The 18,792-nt window shown below is 60.3% G+C and carries 19 protein-coding genes; 13 read left to right on the top strand and 6 right to left on the bottom strand.

Going from position 1 to position 18,792, the window contains the following annotated elements; genetic code table 11:
- Positions 1 to 100: 100 nt before the first annotated feature.
- The 3 genes from Q666_RS61035 to Q666_RS61025 form a co-directional block, all read right to left on the bottom strand.
- The gene (locus Q666_RS61035; protein WP_023002251.1) at positions 101 to 1,573 is read right to left on the bottom strand and encodes a HAMP domain-containing sensor histidine kinase; all 1,473 of its coding nucleotides are present in this window, start codon (positions 1,571 to 1,573) and stop codon (positions 101 to 103) included.
- 82 nt (positions 1,574 to 1,655) lie between these two features.
- Positions 1,656 to 3,086 carry an FAD-dependent oxidoreductase gene (locus tag Q666_RS61030; RefSeq protein ID WP_023002252.1) on the bottom strand — a complete coding sequence of 477 codons (1,431 nt, stop codon included), beginning with the start codon at positions 3,084 to 3,086 and terminating at the stop codon, positions 1,656 to 1,658.
- Between the two features lie 36 nt (positions 3,087 to 3,122).
- Positions 3,123 to 3,944, bottom strand: coding sequence for a TVP38/TMEM64 family protein (locus Q666_RS61025; RefSeq protein WP_023002253.1), 822 nt, complete (start codon positions 3,942 to 3,944; stop codon positions 3,123 to 3,125).
- A 325-nt stretch (positions 3,945 to 4,269) separates the two neighbouring features.
- On the opposite strand from Q666_RS61025, the gene rpmH reads away from it, so the two are divergent.
- From rpmH to Q666_RS60975, 12 genes are all read left to right on the top strand, one after another.
- Positions 4,270 to 4,404: a 50S ribosomal protein L34 gene (gene rpmH / locus Q666_RS65780; RefSeq protein WP_006934271.1), complete on the top strand. Its 135-nt coding sequence runs from the start codon at positions 4,270 to 4,272 to the stop codon at positions 4,402 to 4,404.
- A gap of 59 nt (positions 4,405 to 4,463) precedes the next feature.
- Positions 4,464 to 4,874, top strand: a complete 411-nt coding sequence (gene rnpA, locus Q666_RS61020; protein ID WP_023002254.1) for a ribonuclease P protein component — start codon at positions 4,464 to 4,466, stop codon at positions 4,872 to 4,874.
- Positions 4,874 to 6,691, top strand: coding sequence for a membrane protein insertase YidC (gene yidC / locus Q666_RS61015; protein ID WP_031269843.1), 1,818 nt, complete (start codon positions 4,874 to 4,876; stop codon positions 6,689 to 6,691). The genes rnpA and yidC overlap by 1 nt, the downstream gene beginning before the upstream one ends.
- Before the next feature lie 462 nt (positions 6,692 to 7,153).
- Positions 7,154 to 8,158 (top strand): hypothetical protein, encoded by a 1,005-nt coding sequence (locus tag Q666_RS61010; RefSeq protein WP_023002257.1) that lies wholly within the window; start codon positions 7,154 to 7,156, stop codon positions 8,156 to 8,158.
- Between the two features lie 233 nt (positions 8,159 to 8,391).
- The gene (locus tag Q666_RS0134225; protein WP_228866689.1) at positions 8,392 to 9,045 is read left to right on the top strand and encodes a transglycosylase domain-containing protein; all 654 of its coding nucleotides are present in this window, start codon (positions 8,392 to 8,394) and stop codon (positions 9,043 to 9,045) included.
- A 228-nt stretch (positions 9,046 to 9,273) separates the two neighbouring features.
- The gene (locus tag Q666_RS61005) at positions 9,274 to 9,954 is read left to right on the top strand and encodes a CatB-related O-acetyltransferase (protein WP_023002259.1); all 681 of its coding nucleotides are present in this window, start codon (positions 9,274 to 9,276) and stop codon (positions 9,952 to 9,954) included.
- Between the two features lie 136 nt (positions 9,955 to 10,090).
- Entirely contained in the window at positions 10,091 to 10,738 is a 648-nt protein-coding gene (yihA, locus tag Q666_RS61000) for a ribosome biogenesis GTP-binding protein YihA/YsxC (protein ID WP_023002260.1), read from the top strand.
- A 98-nt stretch (positions 10,739 to 10,836) separates the two neighbouring features.
- The gene (argB, locus tag Q666_RS60995; RefSeq protein WP_023002261.1) at positions 10,837 to 11,724 is read left to right on the top strand and encodes an acetylglutamate kinase; all 888 of its coding nucleotides are present in this window, start codon (positions 10,837 to 10,839) and stop codon (positions 11,722 to 11,724) included.
- Positions 11,721 to 12,464: a pyrimidine 5'-nucleotidase gene (locus Q666_RS60990; protein ID WP_023002262.1), complete on the top strand. Its 744-nt coding sequence runs from the start codon at positions 11,721 to 11,723 to the stop codon at positions 12,462 to 12,464. Before argB ends, Q666_RS60990 begins: the two co-directional genes overlap by 4 nt.
- Before the next feature lie 133 nt (positions 12,465 to 12,597).
- Positions 12,598 to 13,500, top strand: coding sequence for a DUF817 domain-containing protein (locus tag Q666_RS60985; protein ID WP_023002263.1), 903 nt, complete (start codon positions 12,598 to 12,600; stop codon positions 13,498 to 13,500).
- Between the two features lie 63 nt (positions 13,501 to 13,563).
- The gene (locus Q666_RS60980; protein WP_023002264.1) at positions 13,564 to 14,427 is read left to right on the top strand and encodes a LysR substrate-binding domain-containing protein; all 864 of its coding nucleotides are present in this window, start codon (positions 13,564 to 13,566) and stop codon (positions 14,425 to 14,427) included.
- 130 nt (positions 14,428 to 14,557) lie between these two features.
- Positions 14,558 to 14,938: a hypothetical protein gene (locus tag Q666_RS60975; protein WP_023002265.1), complete on the top strand. Its 381-nt coding sequence runs from the start codon at positions 14,558 to 14,560 to the stop codon at positions 14,936 to 14,938.
- Positions 14,939 to 15,004: 66 nt separating this feature from the next.
- Here Q666_RS60975 and pcaF read toward each other — a convergent pair whose 3' ends face one another.
- Genes pcaF through Q666_RS60960 form a run of 3 tightly spaced genes read right to left on the bottom strand, consistent with a single transcriptional unit; the run spans position 15,005 to position 17,610 of the window.
- On the bottom strand, positions 15,005 to 16,207 hold the full coding sequence (gene pcaF / locus Q666_RS60970) for a 3-oxoadipyl-CoA thiolase (RefSeq protein WP_023002266.1): 1,203 nt from the start codon (positions 16,205 to 16,207) through the stop codon (positions 15,005 to 15,007).
- A 1-nt stretch (position 16,208) separates the two neighbouring features.
- A complete protein-coding gene (locus tag Q666_RS60965; protein ID WP_023002267.1) occupies positions 16,209 to 16,877 on the bottom strand; it encodes a 3-oxoacid CoA-transferase subunit B in 669 nt (222 codons plus the stop codon).
- Position 16,878: 1 nt separating this feature from the next.
- Positions 16,879 to 17,610, bottom strand: a complete 732-nt coding sequence (locus tag Q666_RS60960; protein ID WP_031269848.1) for a 3-oxoacid CoA-transferase subunit A — start codon at positions 17,608 to 17,610, stop codon at positions 16,879 to 16,881.
- Positions 17,611 to 17,815: 205 nt separating this feature from the next.
- Between Q666_RS60960 and Q666_RS60950 the strand changes: the two genes are divergently transcribed.
- Positions 17,816 to 18,574 (top strand): IclR family transcriptional regulator C-terminal domain-containing protein, encoded by a 759-nt coding sequence (locus tag Q666_RS60950; RefSeq protein WP_023002270.1) that lies wholly within the window; start codon positions 17,816 to 17,818, stop codon positions 18,572 to 18,574.
- The last annotated feature ends 218 nt before the right edge of the window (positions 18,575 to 18,792 follow it).

Below are 18,792 nucleotides of genomic sequence, written 5' to 3'. Positions count from 1 at the left end.
GCAAGAACCTTTTTGAACTTTTTTTCAAAGAACTGTCACACAGTTCGGAAAGCCGCAGAACTCCTCGAGACTTAGCAGTGAATAAGATCGCCCTTCCCGCTCACGGCTTGCGGTCGGGAACCTCGAAACAGAAACACGTGCCGGTCCGGTTGTCTTCCAGCCGCACCGATCCGCCATGCGCCTTGAGCAATTCGGCGACAATCGCCAGCCCGAGACCGACGCCGCCGTTTTTCGAACCGCTGTGAAAAGCCCTGAACAGTGCCTTGCGGATATTCTCCGGAATGCCCGGCCCCGTGTCGGAAACCCGGACGCGGACGCAGGTGCCCTCACGCTCGGCCTCGATGGTGATCCGCCGGACCAGCGTTTCGTCCTTTTCCGCTTCCAGCGCCTGAAAGGCATTGCGGACGAGATTGAGCATCACACGGAAGATCTGTTCCGGATCGGCGTCGATCTCGATTTCCACCGGGACCTTGTTGTCGAAACGCACCGTGGCATGATCCACGAGACCCAGCACGTCCGCCACGTCGTCACCGACACGCTTCAGCGCCAACAGACGGCGTTGCGGTGCCCGTTCCTGGGCCTTGCCGTAGGACATCACCGCCTGCGTGTAACCGACCGCCCTGTCGAGCGTTGCCAGGATCTTGGGGGCAAGGCGCTTGACCGTCGGGTCCGGCACATGCTCCAGGCGCTCCAGAAACAGCTGTGCAGAGGCCAGCAGGTTGCGGAGGTCGTGATTGATCTTGGAAACGGCCAGACCGAGGTCAGCAAGCCTCTGCTTTTGATGGAGCGCCCTTGAAAGAGCCTCCTCCATGCCCGCCAGACGGATTTCGGCGTCGCCGAGTTCGTCGCGGCGGCCGGAAATCGACATGATGCGCGAGGTATCTTCCGGGCTTTCGGCAAACCGTTCCATGGAGCGCGTCAGGCGGCGCAGCGGCCGGATGAACAATGCCCTGAGGGTGATGTAGACAAGGCTGGCGGTGATGATCGAGATCACCAGCGACAGTGCAAGAATGCGGCCGGAGAAGGCCAGCATATCCTGTTGCAGAAGGCGTACGGGCAGGACCACATCGACATGCTCGGTATGGCCCATCTGGCCGACACCGATGATGCGCATGGCGCCGTCGCCGCGATAGGTGAGGATCTCGAAACTGTGCAGGATGGCCGACCAGGGGGTGACTTCGGCCATGTCGACAACGAAATCCATCTCGCCAGGCACATTGCTCATGGCGATCAGGCTGCGCCGCGAGCCTTCGTCGAGGGAAATCGCGAGCGCACCAGTCGTGCGCAGCAATTCTTCCTGAAGACGCGGGGCGATGGTGTTGGTTTCCGCAAGCACAGAAGCCGCGACACCTGCCGTGGTCAGCCGGTCGGTAAGCCAGGTGTTTCGAAAGTTGGCGATCGAGGGCACATAGATGAGGATTTCCGCGAGCATCACGAAAAGCACCGTCATCAACAGCAGTTTGCCCGACAGGCCGCCAAATCGATAATGCCCGAAGCCATCGCCGGGAGAAGCGGGCGTGGCGGCGGGTTCTTGCGGGACAGCCGATCCTTGCGGCGCGCCCTCATGTTTCATGTCACGTCTTTCCAAATCCCAAGGCCCCGGCCCCGCATCAGCGATGGTACCACAGCTTCTCTAAAACAGACGGCACCAGCGGTCACCCGAACAGACGCAGGAAACCGATCGCTTTGCGCAGCCAAGCATTTTTGGGCGCTTCCGCATAGTAAGAAATTGCCGCACGGCGCACGAGTTCACCCAGTGTCGGATAGGGCGCGATGAACCCGGCAAGGTCCTTCATGGTCATCTTCTTCGACAGGGCGAGCGACAGAAGATTGATGACCTCTCCTGCCTGGGCACCCGCGATATCCGCGCCAAGCAGCCTGCCGCGCGGCCCGGCAATCAGCTTCAGGCGGCCCTTCGTGAGGCCTTCTGCCTGCGCCCTGTCATTGCCGGCATAGTCCGCCGTCAGCACCTTGACCTTGTGGCCATAGCGCGAGCGGGCCTCGGCTTCGCTCAGGCCGACATGACCAAGTTCCGGCGATGTGTAGGTAACCCATGGCACAATGTCGCTGGTCATGGAGACCGGCAGCCGGAACAGGATGGAGCGAATCGCAAGACCTGCCTGATAGCCGGCGACATGCGTAAACTGCAGACCACCGGCAACGTCGCCAATGGCATAGACGCGCCGGTTGCTCGTTCGCAAACCCTTGTCGACCGCAATGCCTTTGCGGTCATGATCGATGCCGGCTTCTTTCAGACCAAGCCCGTCGACGTTGGGCGCACGGCCGGTCGCCACCAGCAGATGAGAGGCCTCCACCGTGACCGGCTTTCCATCCGCCCCCTTCGCACTGATCAAAAGCCCCGCACCGGATCGCCCAACCTTTTCGACCGCCGTTTCTTCCAGAATGTCGATACCTTCGGCACGCAGAGTATCCAGCACCACCCCCGCCAGTTCCGGATCGTCCTTGCCAAGAGCCTTCTGGGCTTCGAACACGGTGACTTTCGAACCGAGACGCCGGTGGGCCTGCGCCATTTCAAGACCGATTGGTCCGCCGCCGATAATTGCCAGATGCTCCGGTCGATCGCGCAACTGGAACAGGGTTTCGTTGGTGAGATAGGGAACGTCCTCGAGGCCTGGAATAGGCGGAACGAAAGCGGAGGAACCCGTTGCGATGACAAAACGCCGGGCCTTGATACGGACTGCACCGGCCAACACCTCATCGGATCCGGTGAACCTTGCCGGCTCGCGCAGGACGGTGACGCCGAGGCCTTCGAAGCGTTCCTGGGAATCATGCGGCTCGATGGCGGCGATGACCTTGCGGACATGATCGTTCGCTTCGGCAAAATCGACTTCCGGCTTGTCACCATGCACTCCGAACCGGCTCGCAGCTTCCTGCGTATGCGCGGCCTTGGCGGCGGCCAGAAGCGCCTTGGAGGGCACACAGCCGTAGTTGAGGCAATCGCCGCCCATGAGCCCCTTTTCAATCAGCACCACCTCGACGCCAAAAGCCGCCGCGGCCGCGGCAACGGACAGGCCGGCAGAGCCTGCGCCAATCACGCAAATGTCCGGGGTCAGCAAATTGGCCATGACGGGCTCCGATTCGGCAGGAAACTGGCGGAAAGTTTAACGATTGCGGACTTTTTTCAAGATCACCGGAATAAGGCTGGCGATTCCGAGCGCAAAAAACGCCGCCAGCAGCTGTGGTGTTACCAGGGCAGCAACGTCGATCTGGCAGGTTCCGGACGCCGCGCAGCCGGGGTTGGCAGCTTCCTGTGCCGCGATGACACTGTCGAGGCCGGAACCGATGAAGGTGAAGGCAAAGGTGCCCGGAATGATGCCGACAAACGTGGCGAGCGTGTAGGAGGGCAACGGCATCTTGAAGATTGCCGGGGCGATGTTGACCAGCCAGAAAGGGAATACCGGCGTCAGCCGCAGGAACAGGAGGTAGTGAAACGCATCCTTGCGAAACCCTTCGGCCAGACGGGCAAGGAAGGGGCCGGCCCGATTGGTGAGCACCTCACCGAAGGAGGATCTTGCGACAAGAAAGACGGCGCAGGCGCCTATCGTCGCGCCCAGAACCGTTGCGACACCGCCAATTACCCAGCCAAACAGAAAACCGCCCGCGATGGTCAGCAAGGATGCCCCGGGAAACGACAGAGCGACCGCCACCGTATAAATGGCCACATAGGCGAGAATGGCGAGCACCAGGTTCTGCTCGACGTATCCGGCAAGGTCCTGCCGCTGCATGATGAGGTTCGACAAGGTCAGCTGCTTGTGCAGGCCAAGAGCGAATCCGAGCACCATCAGGCCTGCGAGAACCGCCAGTGGCAGCCACTTTCTGAGCCTTTCGGCTGCCGTGCGTTCCTGCGTCTTTCCGCCGGTCTGCCCCGTGTCCTTCGGCGGCGTCATCCTGTTGGCCTCGTCACCCAGCATCCACTCTTCCATCAGCTCGCTTCTTGTCGCAGGGGCGCCCTGCTTTTTTGTTCTGATAGGCAGATGTACCTTAAACCTCGTAAAAAGAACTGTGCTTCACTGATAAGTGACGCTTGCCCGTTTCAGGTTCACCTGTGCGTGATCGAAAGGAAAACGCAGAATCTTAGGCGTGCAAAGTTGACTTGAGGCGGCATGGCCCTTATAAGCGCGCTCGACCGGGACATGCATTCGGACCCAAGGCTGGAAAAGCCGCGCTCTTCATGGCGCTTCGGGTGCTTCCTCCAAAGAATTTAAAAAATGAACAAGGGCCGCGCTCTTAGCCGCGCGGGGAAGAACAATGAAGCGTACGTATCAACCGAGCCGTCTTGTCCGCAAGCGTCGCCACGGCTTCCGCGCACGTATGGCCACCAAGAATGGCCGTCAGGTGCTTGCTCGTCGCCGCGCGAAGGGTCGCAAGAGCCTCAGCGCCTAATCGGCGACCAGCCCGCAGTGCGCCGGGTTGGCGGCGACTGCCAACACCAATCCGCCGCTATGGACACTTTGAAAAAGCGCTCCGAATTCCTGGCGGTCGCCAAAGGCGGCCGGCTGGGCCGGCGCGCTTTTGTCGTTCAGGGCTTGAACCGCGACAGCGACGACGCGTCGCGGGTTGGCTACACGGTTACCAAGAAAACCGGCAATTCGGTTATGCGCAGCCGCATAAAGCGGAGGCTTCGAGCCGCCGTGGCCGAACTTGCGCCCGAAGATATCCCGCAAAAGGCGGATTTCGTGCTTGTCGCTCGCGACAGCGCACTCACTCTTCCCTTTGAAAAAATCGTTGCAGACCTTAAGTCTGGCCTGAGCCAGGTGCTGGATCCGCAAACGCCGCGCGGACGGGGAAAACCGCGCCGGCAGGGCTCGCAGCCCAATCGAAACAGCGCAGGAAACAGGGGTAAATCCAGTTGATTTCTGAAAACCGCAACACGATTCTCGCGATCGTTCTGTCCCTGATTGTTCTGCTCGGCTGGCAATATTTCGTTGCCGCGCCTCAGTTGGAACGCCAGCAGGCCGAACTTCAGGCCCAGCAGGAGGCCGCTCAAAAGGCCGCGACCGGCACAACAAACCCGGATGCACCGCAACCAACCGGTTCGCAGGGCGCCAACACCGCGGCACCGGCAGCCGGGCAACAGGCCGCCTTTGCCAACCGGGATACTGCGCTTGCCGCTTCCCAGCGCGTGATCATCGATACGCCCAGCCTTGAAGGGTCGCTCAATCTGAAAGGCGGCCGCCTCGACGATATCCGGCTGAAGGACTATCACGAGACCGTCGACAAGAGCAGCCCGACCATCGTGCTGTTCTCACCGTCCGGCAGCCCCAAGCCCTACTACGCTGATTACGGCTGGGTCGGCGATCCGGGTTCGAACATCGCCCTGCCCGGCCCGGATACCATCTGGTCCATCGACGGCGAGACGACACTGACCCCGTCAACCCCCGTGACACTGTCCTGGGACAATGGTGCGGGCCTCACCTTCAAGCGCACCTTCTCTGTCGACGACAACTACATGTTCACCGTCAATCAGGCGGTCGAAAACACTGGCGCCGACGCGGTAACGCTCTATCCCTACGGCCTGATCGCTCGAAAGGGCATGCCGGAAACCAAGGGTATCTACATTCTCCATGAAGGTCTGCTCGGCGTCTTCGGCGCGGAAGGCCTCAAGGAAGTCGATTACGACGATCTGATGGAAGAAAGCTCCATCCGGCCGGCCAAGGTCGACCAGGGCTGGCTCGGCATCACCGACAAGTACTGGGCCGCGACGCTTATCCCGACCCCGGGTCAGGAATTCCAGCCGGGCTTCAGCCACTCCGCCACCACCGACGTCTTTCAGGCCGACTATCTCGGCAACGGTGTGACCATTGCAGGCGGTTCGACCGGCGAAAGCAGCTCGTATCTGTTTGCCGGCGCCAAGGAAACCAAGGTTCTCGACGGTTACGAGGAAGCGCTCGGCATCGAACGGTTCGAACTCCTCATCGACTGGGGCTGGTTCTACTTCCTCACCAAACCGATGTTCTTCGCGATCGACTGGTTCTTCCACCTGTTCGGCAACTTCGGTGTCGCCATCCTGGTCGTCACCGTTATCGTCAAGCTGATCTTCTTCCCGCTGGCCAACAAGTCCTACGTCTCCATGAGCAAGATGAAGCTCGTGCAGCCGCAAATGACGGAAATTCGGGAGAAATATTCCGACGACCGGCAGAAGCAGCAACAGGCGTTGATGGAGCTCTACAAGAAAGAGAAGATCAACCCGCTGGCCGGCTGTCTGCCGATCCTGGTGCAGATCCCGGTGTTCTTCGCACTCTACAAGGTGCTGTACGTCACCATCGAAATGCGCCACGCACCGTTCTTCGGCTGGATCCAGGATCTTTCGGCACCGGACCCGACCACCATCTTCAACCTGTTCGGCCTGATCCCCTGGGATCCGCCGCAGATGCTGATGCTGGGCGTCTGGCCGCTGATCATGGGGATCACCATGTTCATCCAGATGAAGATGAACCCGGCTCCGCCCGATCCGACCCAGCAGATGATCTTCACCTGGATGCCCGTGATCTTCACCTTCATGCTGGCCTCTTTCCCGGCTGGTCTGGTGATCTACTGGGCATGGAACAACACCCTGTCCGTGACGCAGCAGTATGTGATCATGCGCCGTCAGGGAGCCAAGGTGGAGCTCTGGGACAATCTGGGGGCGCTCTTCAAACGCAAGAAGCCAGCTCCCGACGACAAGAGTTAGTCCTCTGGCAGTTGCCTGAAAACGATAAGCCCCGCCAACCGGCGGGGCTTATTCATTGAGAGGCCGGTCATCGAACCTTTTGATGTTCTTATGACGCCCCCTGGCTTCCGTCGGCAGGACATTGCCGACTTTGTCCCGCTCCGCCTGTCGAGTGAATGTTCGGTATGGAAATGACCGGCAAGAGTTCGCCATTTCTCGACAAGACCCAGCGTTGACCACTTCAAGGCCCATGCGAGCGCAGTGACGGGCGTCACTGGCCATTTGGCCCTTCTTCCATCAAATTGTCTGCCAGAGATGCAACAGCTTGTGCAGCCGGGTGCTCGCAGCCGAAAGCGCCTGCTCAATACCCGGTGACACAAGCAAGCCAGCCAACACCTGAAACAGAAACCGGCACACAGCAAAGCGTGCGCCCGATCCCTTTTGTGCGGCCGCAAGCATTGCCACATCGTGGAGACCGTGAACATGTACGCAGACTATGACGCCTTCAAAGCAGCGGTTGAACCTCACTGGCAGCGTTACTGGGACGACAACGCGTGGGTTCAAAACTGGTCCAACTGGCAGGATCGGGACAAAATGGACCAGTTTTGCCGGGCTGCTTACAATCTGTACAGGGCTGCCGCAAATAACCGAATGCCATATACCTTGCTTGGCGGCACCGGTATCCGGATGTGCAAAAACCTGATCGCAAACTTCGGTGTGACGGCTGCCAGCGGCATCCAGGAAGACGTAACCAGGAAGCATGTCCGGACGGAACAAAGAGCCCGCAACGATGGCAAAGGCACGCACACGGACGCGGACAACAATATCATCCCTCCCGTGCCCGTCACAGGAGGCGCCATCCTGAGTGAAAAGAAGTGGACGCCTCTTCTCAACGATGCACTCATCATCGGTGCGATCACTGCCCACAAGACCTTTAGTCTGACGCTGGAAACCGCTGAGGCCGGCCTTTTTCGCCAATGCGGCGAGGATTTGCTGGACGAAGAGGTCCCGAAACTGCAGAAGATTCTGCCGCATGTGACCAACCGGAGAAATGCAGAGCACCTTGTGAAGGGAACCGTGGACTATCAAAAGAACCACTGGAAGGAGTTCATGAACCGGAACGCCGGCATGTTCTGGACCTTCGGACAGTACACGGACAGACAAACCAACAGGAAAGCATCATTCCAGAACCCGCGTGTGCTGGCGCGCGAACTGCTTGGCCTGGCGTTTTTCGGCTATCAGCCTGCGTTCGGACAAGGTGAGCTCTATTTCAAGCCACCGCAGGACAACGCCCCGGACCCGACATTCCAAGCCTATGTGAGAGGGCTTAATGATATCGGATTTCACGAAGGCAACAGACACACACGCATCAGGTTGATGTCGAGAATCTCCGAATTCCTGTTCAACGACCCGAGGGCAGTCCAAATGCCGCAGGACAGGGCTTATGGTGAAAGGCGTGTCGACGCCCGGGTTCGCATTCCCACCTGAACACGACTCCAGAAACCGGCACCACCTGTCCGGTCCACTTTCGACGGGGTTCTTGACCGACCCGAAGAACCCCACTCAAGCAGGTCTTTTCAAGTCGTCGCCTACCACACATCCCCGCAGCCCTCGATGTGAAAAACGCAGGCAAGTGCCGTCTTTAGGCCTCGTTTCCATCATGACAGTGCCCGCTTTGCCCGACACGGTTCGAGATATATTTCCGGAGGTGTCCCTTGCGCGTGCTCAAAATCCTTTCCGCCCTCGTCCTGCTTCTGACTGCCGCCGCCTTTGTTTACGGATTTGCCGGTTATCTCGATGCCCGAGCCGATGCCTTTCGCCTGTCCGCGCGCGCCGACAGGCTGATTGCCGGCGGCCGAGGCGGTGTCGATCTCGGGCCAAGGCAACTTGCGAAATTGCTGCAGGTCGAGGATCCCGGCTTTGTGGACCATTCCGGTGTTGATCTATCCAGTGCCGGAGGCGGTCTCACCACAATTACCCAATCGCTTGCCAAACGCGTCGGTTTCGAAACATTCCAGCCCGGTATCGCCAAGATCCGGCAGACTGGTTACGCAATCGGGCTGGAACATGAGCTTACAAAGCAGGAAATTCTGGCTCTCTGGCTCGACACCCTGGAAATGGGCCATGGGCCCGACGGTTGGATGACCGGGTTCTTCAGGGCAAGCAATGCCATCTACGGGAAAGCTCCGGCAGAGCTTTCCGAGAGGGAATTTCTCTCCCTTGTCGCGGTCCTTATAGCCCCGTCCACATACCATCTTGGAAAAGACGATCCGAAACTTGAAGACCGAGTTGCGCGGATCGAACGCCTGGTTGCCGGCAGTTGCACACCGCTGGACAATGGCGACGTCTGGCTGGAAGGCTGCAGGGACAAATAGACAAGCCCTAAAAGGTTCCACCTTGACCGGCGCCGGAACCTCGTGTTTTTATCCGGCACCTTGACGCGAGGCTCTCGCGTCTTTCAACCGATCCCGTTTGGAGTGCCCGGCCCAATGATCCGATAAAGCAAGACCTGATCCGCAAGGCGAAGCCGCTCACCGGCAGGTCAACCGCGTCCAACACGCGTTTTCCAATTTCCCTTGTTTTCTTGCTTTTAAGGAGGCCTCATGCACGGCCCGTCCCCCGACACGCTCTATCCCTTCAATGGCGAACCGCACACGGTTTACCTGAAAAACGTGATCACCCGCCCTACCATCGAAGTGGGCGACTTCACCTATTACAACGATGAAAACCACGCGGCGGAGTTTGAAAGCCGCAATGTGCGCTATCACTTCGACTTTGTCGGCGACCGGCTGAAGATCGGGAAGTTCTGCGCGCTGGCGCAAGGAACGACGTTCATCATGAGTGGTGCCAACCATGCCATGACGGGTTTTTCGACCTACCCTTTCAACATCTTCCAAAACGGTTGGGAACAGGGCTTCGATCCTGCGACCATTTTCGACCACCTGAAGGGAGATACCGTTGTCGGTCATGATGTCTGGTTCGGAACCAATGCAACGGTGATGCCCGGTGTCACCATCTGCTCCGGGGCAATCATCGGCGCGCACGCGGTGGTCGCGTCCGACGTCCCGCCCTATGCGGTGGTGGTCGGCAATCCTGCCCGGGTGGTAAAACTCCGGTTTGATGAAGCCACTATCGAACGGCTGCTTGAAATCGCCTGGTGGGATTGGCCGGCCGAGACGATCTCCCGGAACCTCGATGCGATCCGCGGCGCGGATATCGAGGCCCTTGAGGCCGTCGCGACAGGGTTGGGCGGTGAGTGTGATGCCAAACGAAACCGCGCCTGATCCGAACGGACCGGCCGTGCGGACCAAAAGACCTGCAAGGCATCCCTTTCAAGAGGGTGCGCCTTGCGGGGTTGCAGGCTTGAACCGGCACGCCAAAACTAGTGACGGTTGCTTTCAGGCAGGGTAGAAGGCGCTTATGAGCGAAGAACAAAAATATTCCGATGAAGACCTCGAAGCCGGCCGGCTGATGTTCTGCCGTCCGTGGGATTTTCTCACCAGCGTCACCGACATGGCCAACCTGCCGGAAGCGGCCGGAGCGGAGATCGCCTTTGCGGGGCGGTCGAACGTCGGCAAGTCCAGCCTGATCAACGCGCTGACCGGCCGCAAGGACCTTGCCCGGACTTCGGCAACCCCGGGCCGGACACAGATGCTGAACTTCTTCATTGCTCCCGAGACGCCGCTGACGATCGTTGACATGCCGGGATATGGCTATGCGCAGGCGCCCAAGGAACTGGTGGAAGCCTGGACCCAGCTGGTGTTTTCCTATCTGCGCGGTCGGCCGAACCTGCGCCGCGTGATCCTTCTGATCGACAGCCGTCACGGCATCAAGAAGAACGATCTCGAAGCGATGGAACTGCTCGACAAGGCAGCCGTCGTCTATCAGGTCGTGCTGACCAAAGCCGACAAGATCAAACCGCCGCAACTCGTTCGCCTCATCGAGGACACCAAGGCAATCCTGCGCAAACGGGTCGCCGCCCATCCGGAGATTCTGGCCACGTCCTCGGAAAAGAACCGCGGTGTCGACGAACTGCGGGCGGAGCTGTTTCTTCTGGCCACCCAGTGACCCGTCACTCCTGCGCCGATTGTGAAGCCACTTCAAACCGGCTATAGCAGGGGACTTTCGCGAGACGTTTTCCCAGCCACGGTGAGTATTTCCGTTCCATGACCACGCCTGACACCGCCACACGCGCCAACATCATTGCCCATGCCCTGCCTTACATGCAGCGCTACGACAACAAGACCGTTGTCGTGAAATACGGCGGCCATGCCATGGGTGATCCGGAACTCGGCCAGGCCTTCGCGCGCGACATCACGCTGCTGCGCCAGTCCGGGGTCAATCCGGTGGTGGTTCATGGCGGTGGGCCGCAGATCGGCAAGATGCTGCAGCGGCTGAACATCGTCAGCGAGTTCAAGGGCGGTCTGCGCGTGACCGACAGGGCCACCGTCGAGGTGGTCGAGATGGTTCTTGCCGGTTCGATCAACAAGGAAATCGTCCAGCTGATCAATGCCGAAGGCGGCCGCGCGGTCGGACTGTGCGGCAAGGACGGCAACCTGGTGACCGCCCGCAAGCTGACCCGGACCGTGGTTGATCCGGACAGCAACATCGAAAGCGTTCTCGATCTCGGCTTCGTCGGCGAACCGGACAAGGTCGACCCGACCGTTTTGAAGCTGGTGCTCAAGGAAGACATCATTCCGGTTGTCGCCCCGGTCGCCCCGGGCGAAGACGGCGAGACCTACAACATCAACGCCGACACCGCTGCCGGCGCCATTGCAGGCTCGCTCAACGCCAAACGGCTGCTGTTCCTGACGGACGTGCCCGGCGTTCTGGACAAGGACGGCAACCTGATCAAGCAGCTCACCGTTGCCAAGGCGCATGAGCTGATTGCCGACGGTACCATTTCCGGCGGCATGATCCCCAAGGTCGAAACCTGTATCGAAGCTTTGGACCGCGGCGTTGAAGGCGTTGTCATCCTGAACGGCAAGGTGCCGCACGCGGTGCTGCTGGAACTGTTCACCGACGGCGGCGCAGGGACGTTGATCCGCCCGTGACAGGAAAACGCCCCCTGCCCCACGAGGGCCCGCAGGCTCATCGCCGCGACCTGAGGATCTTCAAAGGCGTCGAAGCCTGGGTCTTCGATCTGGACAATACGCTCTACCCGCACGAGAGCGACCTGTTCCCGCAGATCAACGAACAGATCTCGCGCTATGTGCAGAAGATCCTGAACCTGCCGCCCGATGAGGCAATGGCGCATCAGAAGGAGCTCTACCACGAGTTCGGCACGACCCTGCGCGGGCTGATGACCAACCACGCCATCGACCCGGACGATTACCTGCGCTTCGTCCATGATATCGACTACTCGACCCTGAAACCCGATCCGGACCTTGCAGCCGCGATCGAGGCCTTGCCGGGCCGAAAGTTCATCTTCACCAACGGCGACCGCCCACATGCGGAACGCACGGCGGCTGCGCTCGGCATCGCGGATCATTTCGAGGATATCTTCGACATCGTCTCGGCGGATCTTGTGCCCAAGCCCAACAAGGTCACCTACGAACGTTTCCTGGCACATACCGGCGTCGCGCCGGCACGTGCTGCCATGTTTGAAGACCTGGCCAAGAACCTGAGCGTGCCGCATGCGCTTGGCATGTGCACGACGTTGATCCTGCCGACCGGCACGCGGGATGTGTTCCAGGAAACCTGGGACATGGAAGGCGAACCCTATCCGCATGTGGATTTCGTCACCGACGAACTGACCGGGTTCCTGAAGGCGGTTCTTGGCGCCATCAGCTAGCGCCCGACCGCAGGTCAGCCCGCAATATTGCAGAAAACTGTGAAGGCACTGCACAGTTCCTGCACATCGCCAGATGCATAGAAGACCTGCCGGCCGCTTGCGGACCGGCCGGTATCTTCAGCTGAGGCGTTACATGTTACCCACCGGGATCGTCCAACCGCTACAAGCCCCCTCCCGTCCAGGCTCCGGAACAGAAAGGCTCATAAATCACCTCCTGCACAGGCTGCGTCCGGTCTTCGGCAAGGGCCTGTTCGGTCTGGCGGCGACGGAGTTTCTCGCCTTCGGCCTGAAGCAGGCCTATGCCTGCATCTTCGGCGGCCTGTTGCTCGCAATCATCCTTCTGACGCGGTTCGTCTATCCGGAAGACGCCGCGCTCAGTCGCTACGACTTCCTGTTTCTCGCGGCCCTCGGTCTTCAGATCGCAATGCTGGCCACGCGTCTGGAAACGCTGGACGAAGCCAGGATCATCCTGATCTTTCATGTGGTCGGCACGGTCATGGAGATTTTCAAGACCTCCGCCGGGTCCTGGGTCTATCCGGAGGAAAGCCTGTTCCGCATCGGTGACGTGCCCCTGTTCACCGGGTTCATGTATGCCTCCGTCGGCAGCTATCTCGCCCGCGTTTCCCGGATCTTCCACTTCGCCTATAGCGGTTATCCGCCGTTGTGGACCACATGGCTGTTCGCGCTCGCGATCTACGTGAATTTCTTCAGCCACCATTTCATCATCGACCTGCGGCTTGGCCTTTTCGTCTTCTTGTTTTTGCTCTTTGGACGAACCTGGGTCCATTATTCGGTGTTCCGCTATAGGCACAAGATGCCGCTGGTGCTGGGCTTTTTTCTGGTCGCCCTGTTCATCTGGATTGCGGAGAATATCGGCACTTTCGCCCGTGCCTGGCAGTATCCGGACCAGGCCGATGCATGGACACTGGTTTCAATCGCAAAGTTGAATGCATGGGTGCTTCTGATGATCATTTCCTTTGTACTGGTCACGCTTGTGAACAGGCCGAAAAGGGAAAGTTCCGCCGAAAAAGCCTGACCGATCTCGACAGGGTCTCCGGGGTTCATTATTGAAGAATATTCAACTTTCCGGAGATCGACCATGGCGTCCCTGCGTGCGCTACATGCCTTTTCCCTGCTGGCCCGCCACGGGCGTGCGTCGCTTGCGGCCGAAAAGCTCGGGGTTTCGCCTTCGGCGCTGTCCCACCTGATGCGCAAGCTGGAAAACGAGCTTGGTGCGACGCTGGTCAACCGGGATGGTCGCGGGCTCACCCTGACAGAAGAAGGACAGCGCCTGGCCCTGAGCATGGGCGATGCCTTCGACCGCATCGAAGAGGCTGTCGACAGCTTCCGCCGGCGCGGCCGGACGGAGCTGAGGATCAGCACCGTCTCGACCTTTGCCACCCGCTGGCTGATCCCCCGCTTGCCGGATTTCCAGGCGAGCCAGCCGGATGTGGAACTGCTGTTGTCCGCCTCCACTCGCATGGTTGATCTCGATCGCGAAAACTACGATTGCGCCATACGGCTGGGCACCGGCAACTGGCCGAGTGTCGAGAGCCACCTCTTGTGGAAGGAACACCTGGCGGTGGCCCTGGCACCCGGTCTGCTGCGTGGCAAGGATGCCACCGACACATCCGTTCTGAGCGGCCTCAGACTTCTGCACAGCGCCTCGCGGCGTGGCGACTGGGTGCGTTGGCTGGAGGAGGCCGGGCTCAGCCATTCGGACACGAAATCGGGAACCGTGCTGCAGAGCCGGGATCTTGCCATCCAGGCTGCCATAGCAGGCATGGGCGCGATCGTGATCGACAGACGCTTCGTCTCCCAGGAACTGGAGGCGGGGCACCTGATCATGCCGGACTGGAAACTGGTTGAACTGGAGACCGGATACTGGTTTGTGCGCTCGCCCGCCCGCACCTTGACCCGCCCCGTGGCCGCCTTTCGGGACTGGCTGCAAACCACTGTCTGAACACTGCAATTGGCAACGCCTGCTTGCCATCTTCTTCAAAAAGGCCCCATTATTTGCGCGAGCTGCCAGATATCCATTCAGCACAATGGTCCGGCGCAGCTTTTCATGGGGATACTTTGGGGGAAGTATTATGCGTAAGGGGCTTTTGAGCGCCATCTTGTTGGCGTTCTCATTTGTTTATTTTGCCGCCGCTGCCTTGCCGGCATCAGCGGAAACACTGCACTGGCGGTTCGAAAGCAAACACCCGAACATTGTCGATGTGGAACTCTATTCCGATACCCGCCGCGGACACGTCTGGCCGGGCAACAAGAAGATCTACGTGCTCGACGACTTTTCGACGAAGACGATCAACATATCCTGCCAGCGCGGCGAAAAGGTCTGCTATGGCGCCTGGGTGCGAAATCGCAACAATCTCTACTGGGGCGTGGGCTACAAGAACCGCAATCGCTGTTCCAACTGCTGCTACACCTGCAATGGCGGTCAGACCAAGGTGATCGTCCTCAATCCCTGAGGAACTGAAAGCGAAACGGCCGGGCGTGATGCCCGGCCGTTCCACCTGACAATTGCCGACCGACGATCAGACGCCTTCGAGCGCGATCGCGATACCCTGGCCGACACCGATGCACATGGTTGCAAGAGCGCGCTTTTCGCCGCGCTGCTGCAGCTCCAGAGCGGCCGTGCCGGCAATACGTGCGCCCGACATGCCGAGCGGGTGCCCGAGTGCGATGGCGCCGCCGTTCGGATTGACGTGGGGTGCATCCTCGGCAATTCCGAGCTGGCGCAGGACGGCAATGCCCTGGCTTGCGAAGGCTTCGTTGAGTTCGACAACATCGAAATCAGTCGGCTTGATGCCAAGCCGTTCGCACAGCTTTTTGGTTGCCGGTGCCGGGCCGATACCCATGATGCGCGGTTCGACACCTGCCGTCGCACCGCCGGAAATGCGGGCGATCGGCGTCAGACCATACTTGCGGACCGCTGCCTCGGACGCAACGATCAGGGCTGCCGCACCGTCATTGACGCCGGACGCGTTACCAGCGGTGACGCTGCCGCCTTCGCGGAAGGGTGCCCGCAGTTTGGCCAGAGCTTCCAGCGAGGTTGCGCGCGGATGTTCGTCCCTGTCGACGACAATCGGATCGCCCTTGCGCTGGGGGATGGTCACCGGCGTGATTTCCCGTGCCAGACGTCCGTTTTCCTGTGCTGCCGCCGCCTTTTCTTGCGAGCGCAGGGCAAAGGCGTCCTGGTCTTCGCGGGAGACGGCATAATCTTCGGCAACATTCTCGCCGGTTTCAGGCATGGAATCGATGCCGTATTGCTTCTTCATCAGCGGGTTGACGAAACGCCAGCCGATGGTGGTGTCGAAAATCTCGTTCTGGCGTGAAAACGCTGTTTCCGCCTTGGGCATGACGAAGGGAGCGCGGGACATGGATTCCACGCCGCCGGCAATCGCCAGCTCCATTTCACCCGCCTTGATGGCCCGAGCCGCACTGATGACCGCATCCATGCCCGAACCGCACAGGCGGTTCAACGTGGTGCCGGGCACGGTTTCCGGCAGCCCGGCAAGCAGCAGGCTCATGCGCGCCACGTTGCGGTTGTCTTCACCAGCCTGGTTGGCGCAGCCGAAAAAGACTTCCTCGACCGCCGCCCAGTCCATGCCCTGATTACGCTCCATCAGCGCTTTCAGCGGAATGGCGCCAAGGTCATCGGCGCGGACGGAGGACAGCGCCCCGCCGAAGCGGCCGATGGGCGTACGGATATAGTCGCAGATAAAGGCTTCAGCCATTTCACACCTCGGGAACAACAAGATCGGCGACAGCGCCGGGAACAAGAAGCTCAGCACCGGTCACCGCCTGAAGATCTTCAAGCGACAAGCCGGGCAGTTTTTCACGCAACACGAAGCGGCCGTTCTCGATATCGATCACCGCAAGGCTGGTATAGACACGAGTCACGCAGCCGACACCGGTGAGCGGCAGCGAACAGCGCTTGACCAGTTTCGGCTGGCCGTTCTTGGTGACGTGGTCGGTGATGACGGCAACCCGCTTGGCACCATGCACGAGATCCATCGCCCCGCCGACTGCAGGCACACCCTTGGGGCCGGTCGACCAGTTGGCGAGGTCGCCGTTTTCGGCAATTTCATAAGCGCCCAGAATGGCCACATCCAGATGACCGCCGCGCACCATCGCGAAGCTGTCGGCATGGTGGAAAAAGGCCGCGCCTGGCTTCAGCGTGACGGCTTTCTTGCCGGCGTTGATCAGGTCCCAGTCCTCCGAACCCGGCTCCGGGGCCTGGCCGAAGCCGAGAAGTCCGTTCTCGGTGTGAAAGATCGCCTCGCGTCCCTCTGGCTGAAACTGGGCGACCTTTTCCGGGAAGCCGATGCCGAGGTTCACATAGGCGCCGTCGGCAATATCCTGTGCCGCGCGCCAGGCAATCTGGTTGTTTGAAAGCTTTTCCATCTCAGGCCTCCAGCGGATAGGCGGCATTGGCGCGGTTGAGGTCTTCTTCCTGCAGCGGATTTGCCACCTCAACGATCTTTTGTACGAAGATACCCGGCGTGACGACGACCTCGGGGTCGATCCCGCCCGCTTCGACGATCCGGCTTGCCTGCACGATGGCCTCCGCGGCAGCCATGCACATCAGCGGATTGAAGTTACGGGCTGCCATGCGATAGGTCAGGTTGCCAAAGGTGTCCGCTGTGTCGGCTTTCACCAGCGCAACATCCGCCTTCAGCCAGCGTTCCTGCACATACATGCGGCCGTCGAATTCGCCGACCGGCTTGTCCTTTGCCAGATCCGTTCCGTAGGACGACGGCGTGTAGAAGGCGGGAATACCCGCACCGCCCGCGCGGATCCGCTCCGCGAGCGTGCCCTGGGGCACCAGCTCCAGCTCGATGCCGCCTGCCAGGTACATCTCGGTGAAGACCACCGGATCGGCAGAGCGCGGGAAGGAGCAGATCAGCTTGCGGACCATGCCCGCCTCGATGAGCGCAGCCAGGCCGACATGGCCGTTGCCGGCATTGTTGTTGATGATGACGAGGTCCTTCGGATGCCCCGTTTCGCGATAGCGGTCGATCAGCGCATGGATCAGCTCGATGGGAGATCCGGAACCGCCGAAGCCGCCGATCATCACCGTCATGCCGTCCTCGACCCCCGCCACGGCGGTGGCAAGGTCGGAAACCGTCTTGTCCATCTTTGTCTCCTTTTCGGGCAATGCCCGGAGCTTCCTGCTTGCGCCTTGAGTGCGGAAGGTTCCAACACCTCAAGGCCGACCGGAATTCGCCCCTTGTCGTGTCCATGGAGATAGCGACGGCGGGTGTCTTTCGTCCAATTGATTTGTGCGATATGTTTCATTTGTTTACATATCGCACAAATCAATATCAGCAAGAGACCGGCGAATGATTGCAGAGCGGGACATCATGGGGGGCCTGGCCAAGGGCTTGCAGGTTATCGAAACCTTCACCGCAGACCGTCCTCGCCAATCGATCTCCGAGGTCTCGAACGCGTCCGGCCTCGACCGGGCAACCTCCCGCCGGTGCCTTCTGACATTGGCCCATCTCGGGTATGCAAACTGGGACGGCAAGTATTTCACCCTGACGCCGCAGGTGCTGCGGCTGGGGACTGCCTGCCTTGCCACCATGCCCTTGCCACGTGTGGTGCAACCCCTGCTCGACCGCCTGTCGGAACAGATCGGGGAAAGCTCGTCGGTGTCGATCCTGGACGGTGACGAGATTGTCTATGTGGCACGGGCCGCCCGAACGAAAGTCATGTCGATCGCGCTGATGCCGGGCTCGCGGTTGCCGGCTCATTGCTCCTCCATGGGCCGCGTCATGCTGGCCGCCCTGCCGGAGAGCGAGGCGCGGGCAAGGCTGGAAGCCATGACCCTGACAGCACTGACGCCAAAGACCCTCACCCGGGTGGACGCCATTCTGGCCGAACTTGCCAACATCCGCAGCCAGGGCTTCGCGACGATCGATCAGGAGGTCGAACCAGGACTGTGTTCCATCGCGGTTCCGGTCCTGAATTCCCACGGCCACACGATTGCCGCGCTCAATGTCGGTTACGCCAGCACGTCAGCCACACCGGAAACGGCAAAAACAAAGTTCCTCCCTGCCCTGCTGAACATCCAGACGGAGCTGCGCCCGCTGCTGACGTGAGGTGTATTTGAGTGCAGGACATGGGAGTGTGTCTGCGAAACCTCCCCCTCCCTGTCGGACTGTCCCCGAGCTTGGCACTTACCCCTCACCCTCTCCGTCGTCATCCCGGCCAAGTGAAGCGCGAGCCGGGATCGGGGAGCCCCTGCGATTACTTCTTTGTCCGCAAAACGAACGGTCTCCGCGCCCCGATCCCGGATCTTCGCTGCGCTTCGTCCGGG

This window comes from Labrenzia sp. C1B70 (assembly GCF_000475395.1).
In the GTDB taxonomy this organism is placed as follows: Bacteria; Pseudomonadota; Alphaproteobacteria; order Rhizobiales; family Stappiaceae; genus Roseibium; species Roseibium algicola.
Note: the sequence above shows the minus strand (reverse complement) of the source record. Positions and strands in the feature narration are given on the sequence as shown.

What these genes read in the sequence shown, in the direction of transcription:
- Q666_RS60980 (WP_023002264.1), top strand. Translation starts at nt 13,564, where the DNA reads ATGGCGTCCCTGCGTGCGCTACATGCCTTTTCCCTGCTGGCCCGCCAC.
- Q666_RS60965 (WP_023002267.1), bottom strand. Translation starts at nt 16,877, where the DNA reads ATGGAAAAGCTTTCAAACAACCAGATTGCCTGGCGCGCGGCACAGGAT.
- Q666_RS61005 (WP_023002259.1), top strand. Translation starts at nt 9,274, where the DNA reads ATGCACGGCCCGTCCCCCGACACGCTCTATCCCTTCAATGGCGAACCG.
- Q666_RS61035 (WP_023002251.1), bottom strand. Translation starts at nt 1,573, where the DNA reads ATGAAACATGAGGGCGCGCCGCAAGGATCGGCTGTCCCGCAAGAACCC.
- Q666_RS60985 (WP_023002263.1), top strand. Translation starts at nt 12,598, where the DNA reads ATGTTACCCACCGGGATCGTCCAACCGCTACAAGCCCCCTCCCGTCCA.
- Q666_RS61010 (WP_023002257.1), top strand. Translation starts at nt 7,154, where the DNA reads ATGTACGCAGACTATGACGCCTTCAAAGCAGCGGTTGAACCTCACTGG.
- rpmH (WP_006934271.1), top strand. Translation starts at nt 4,270, where the DNA reads ATGAAGCGTACGTATCAACCGAGCCGTCTTGTCCGCAAGCGTCGCCAC.
- argB (WP_023002261.1), top strand. Translation starts at nt 10,837, where the DNA reads ATGACCACGCCTGACACCGCCACACGCGCCAACATCATTGCCCATGCC.
- Q666_RS60975 (WP_023002265.1), top strand. Translation starts at nt 14,558, where the DNA reads ATGCGTAAGGGGCTTTTGAGCGCCATCTTGTTGGCGTTCTCATTTGTT.
- pcaF (WP_023002266.1), bottom strand. Translation starts at nt 16,207, where the DNA reads ATGGCTGAAGCCTTTATCTGCGACTATATCCGTACGCCCATCGGCCGC.
- Q666_RS60950 (WP_023002270.1), top strand. Translation starts at nt 17,816, where the DNA reads ATGATTGCAGAGCGGGACATCATGGGGGGCCTGGCCAAGGGCTTGCAG.
- rnpA (WP_023002254.1), top strand. Translation starts at nt 4,464, where the DNA reads ATGGACACTTTGAAAAAGCGCTCCGAATTCCTGGCGGTCGCCAAAGGC.
- Q666_RS61025 (WP_023002253.1), bottom strand. Translation starts at nt 3,944, where the DNA reads ATGGAAGAGTGGATGCTGGGTGACGAGGCCAACAGGATGACGCCGCCG.
- yihA (WP_023002260.1), top strand. Translation starts at nt 10,091, where the DNA reads ATGAGCGAAGAACAAAAATATTCCGATGAAGACCTCGAAGCCGGCCGG.
- Q666_RS61030 (WP_023002252.1), bottom strand. Translation starts at nt 3,086, where the DNA reads ATGGCCAATTTGCTGACCCCGGACATTTGCGTGATTGGCGCAGGCTCT.
- Q666_RS60960 (WP_031269848.1), bottom strand. Translation starts at nt 17,610, where the DNA reads ATGGACAAGACGGTTTCCGACCTTGCCACCGCCGTGGCGGGGGTCGAG.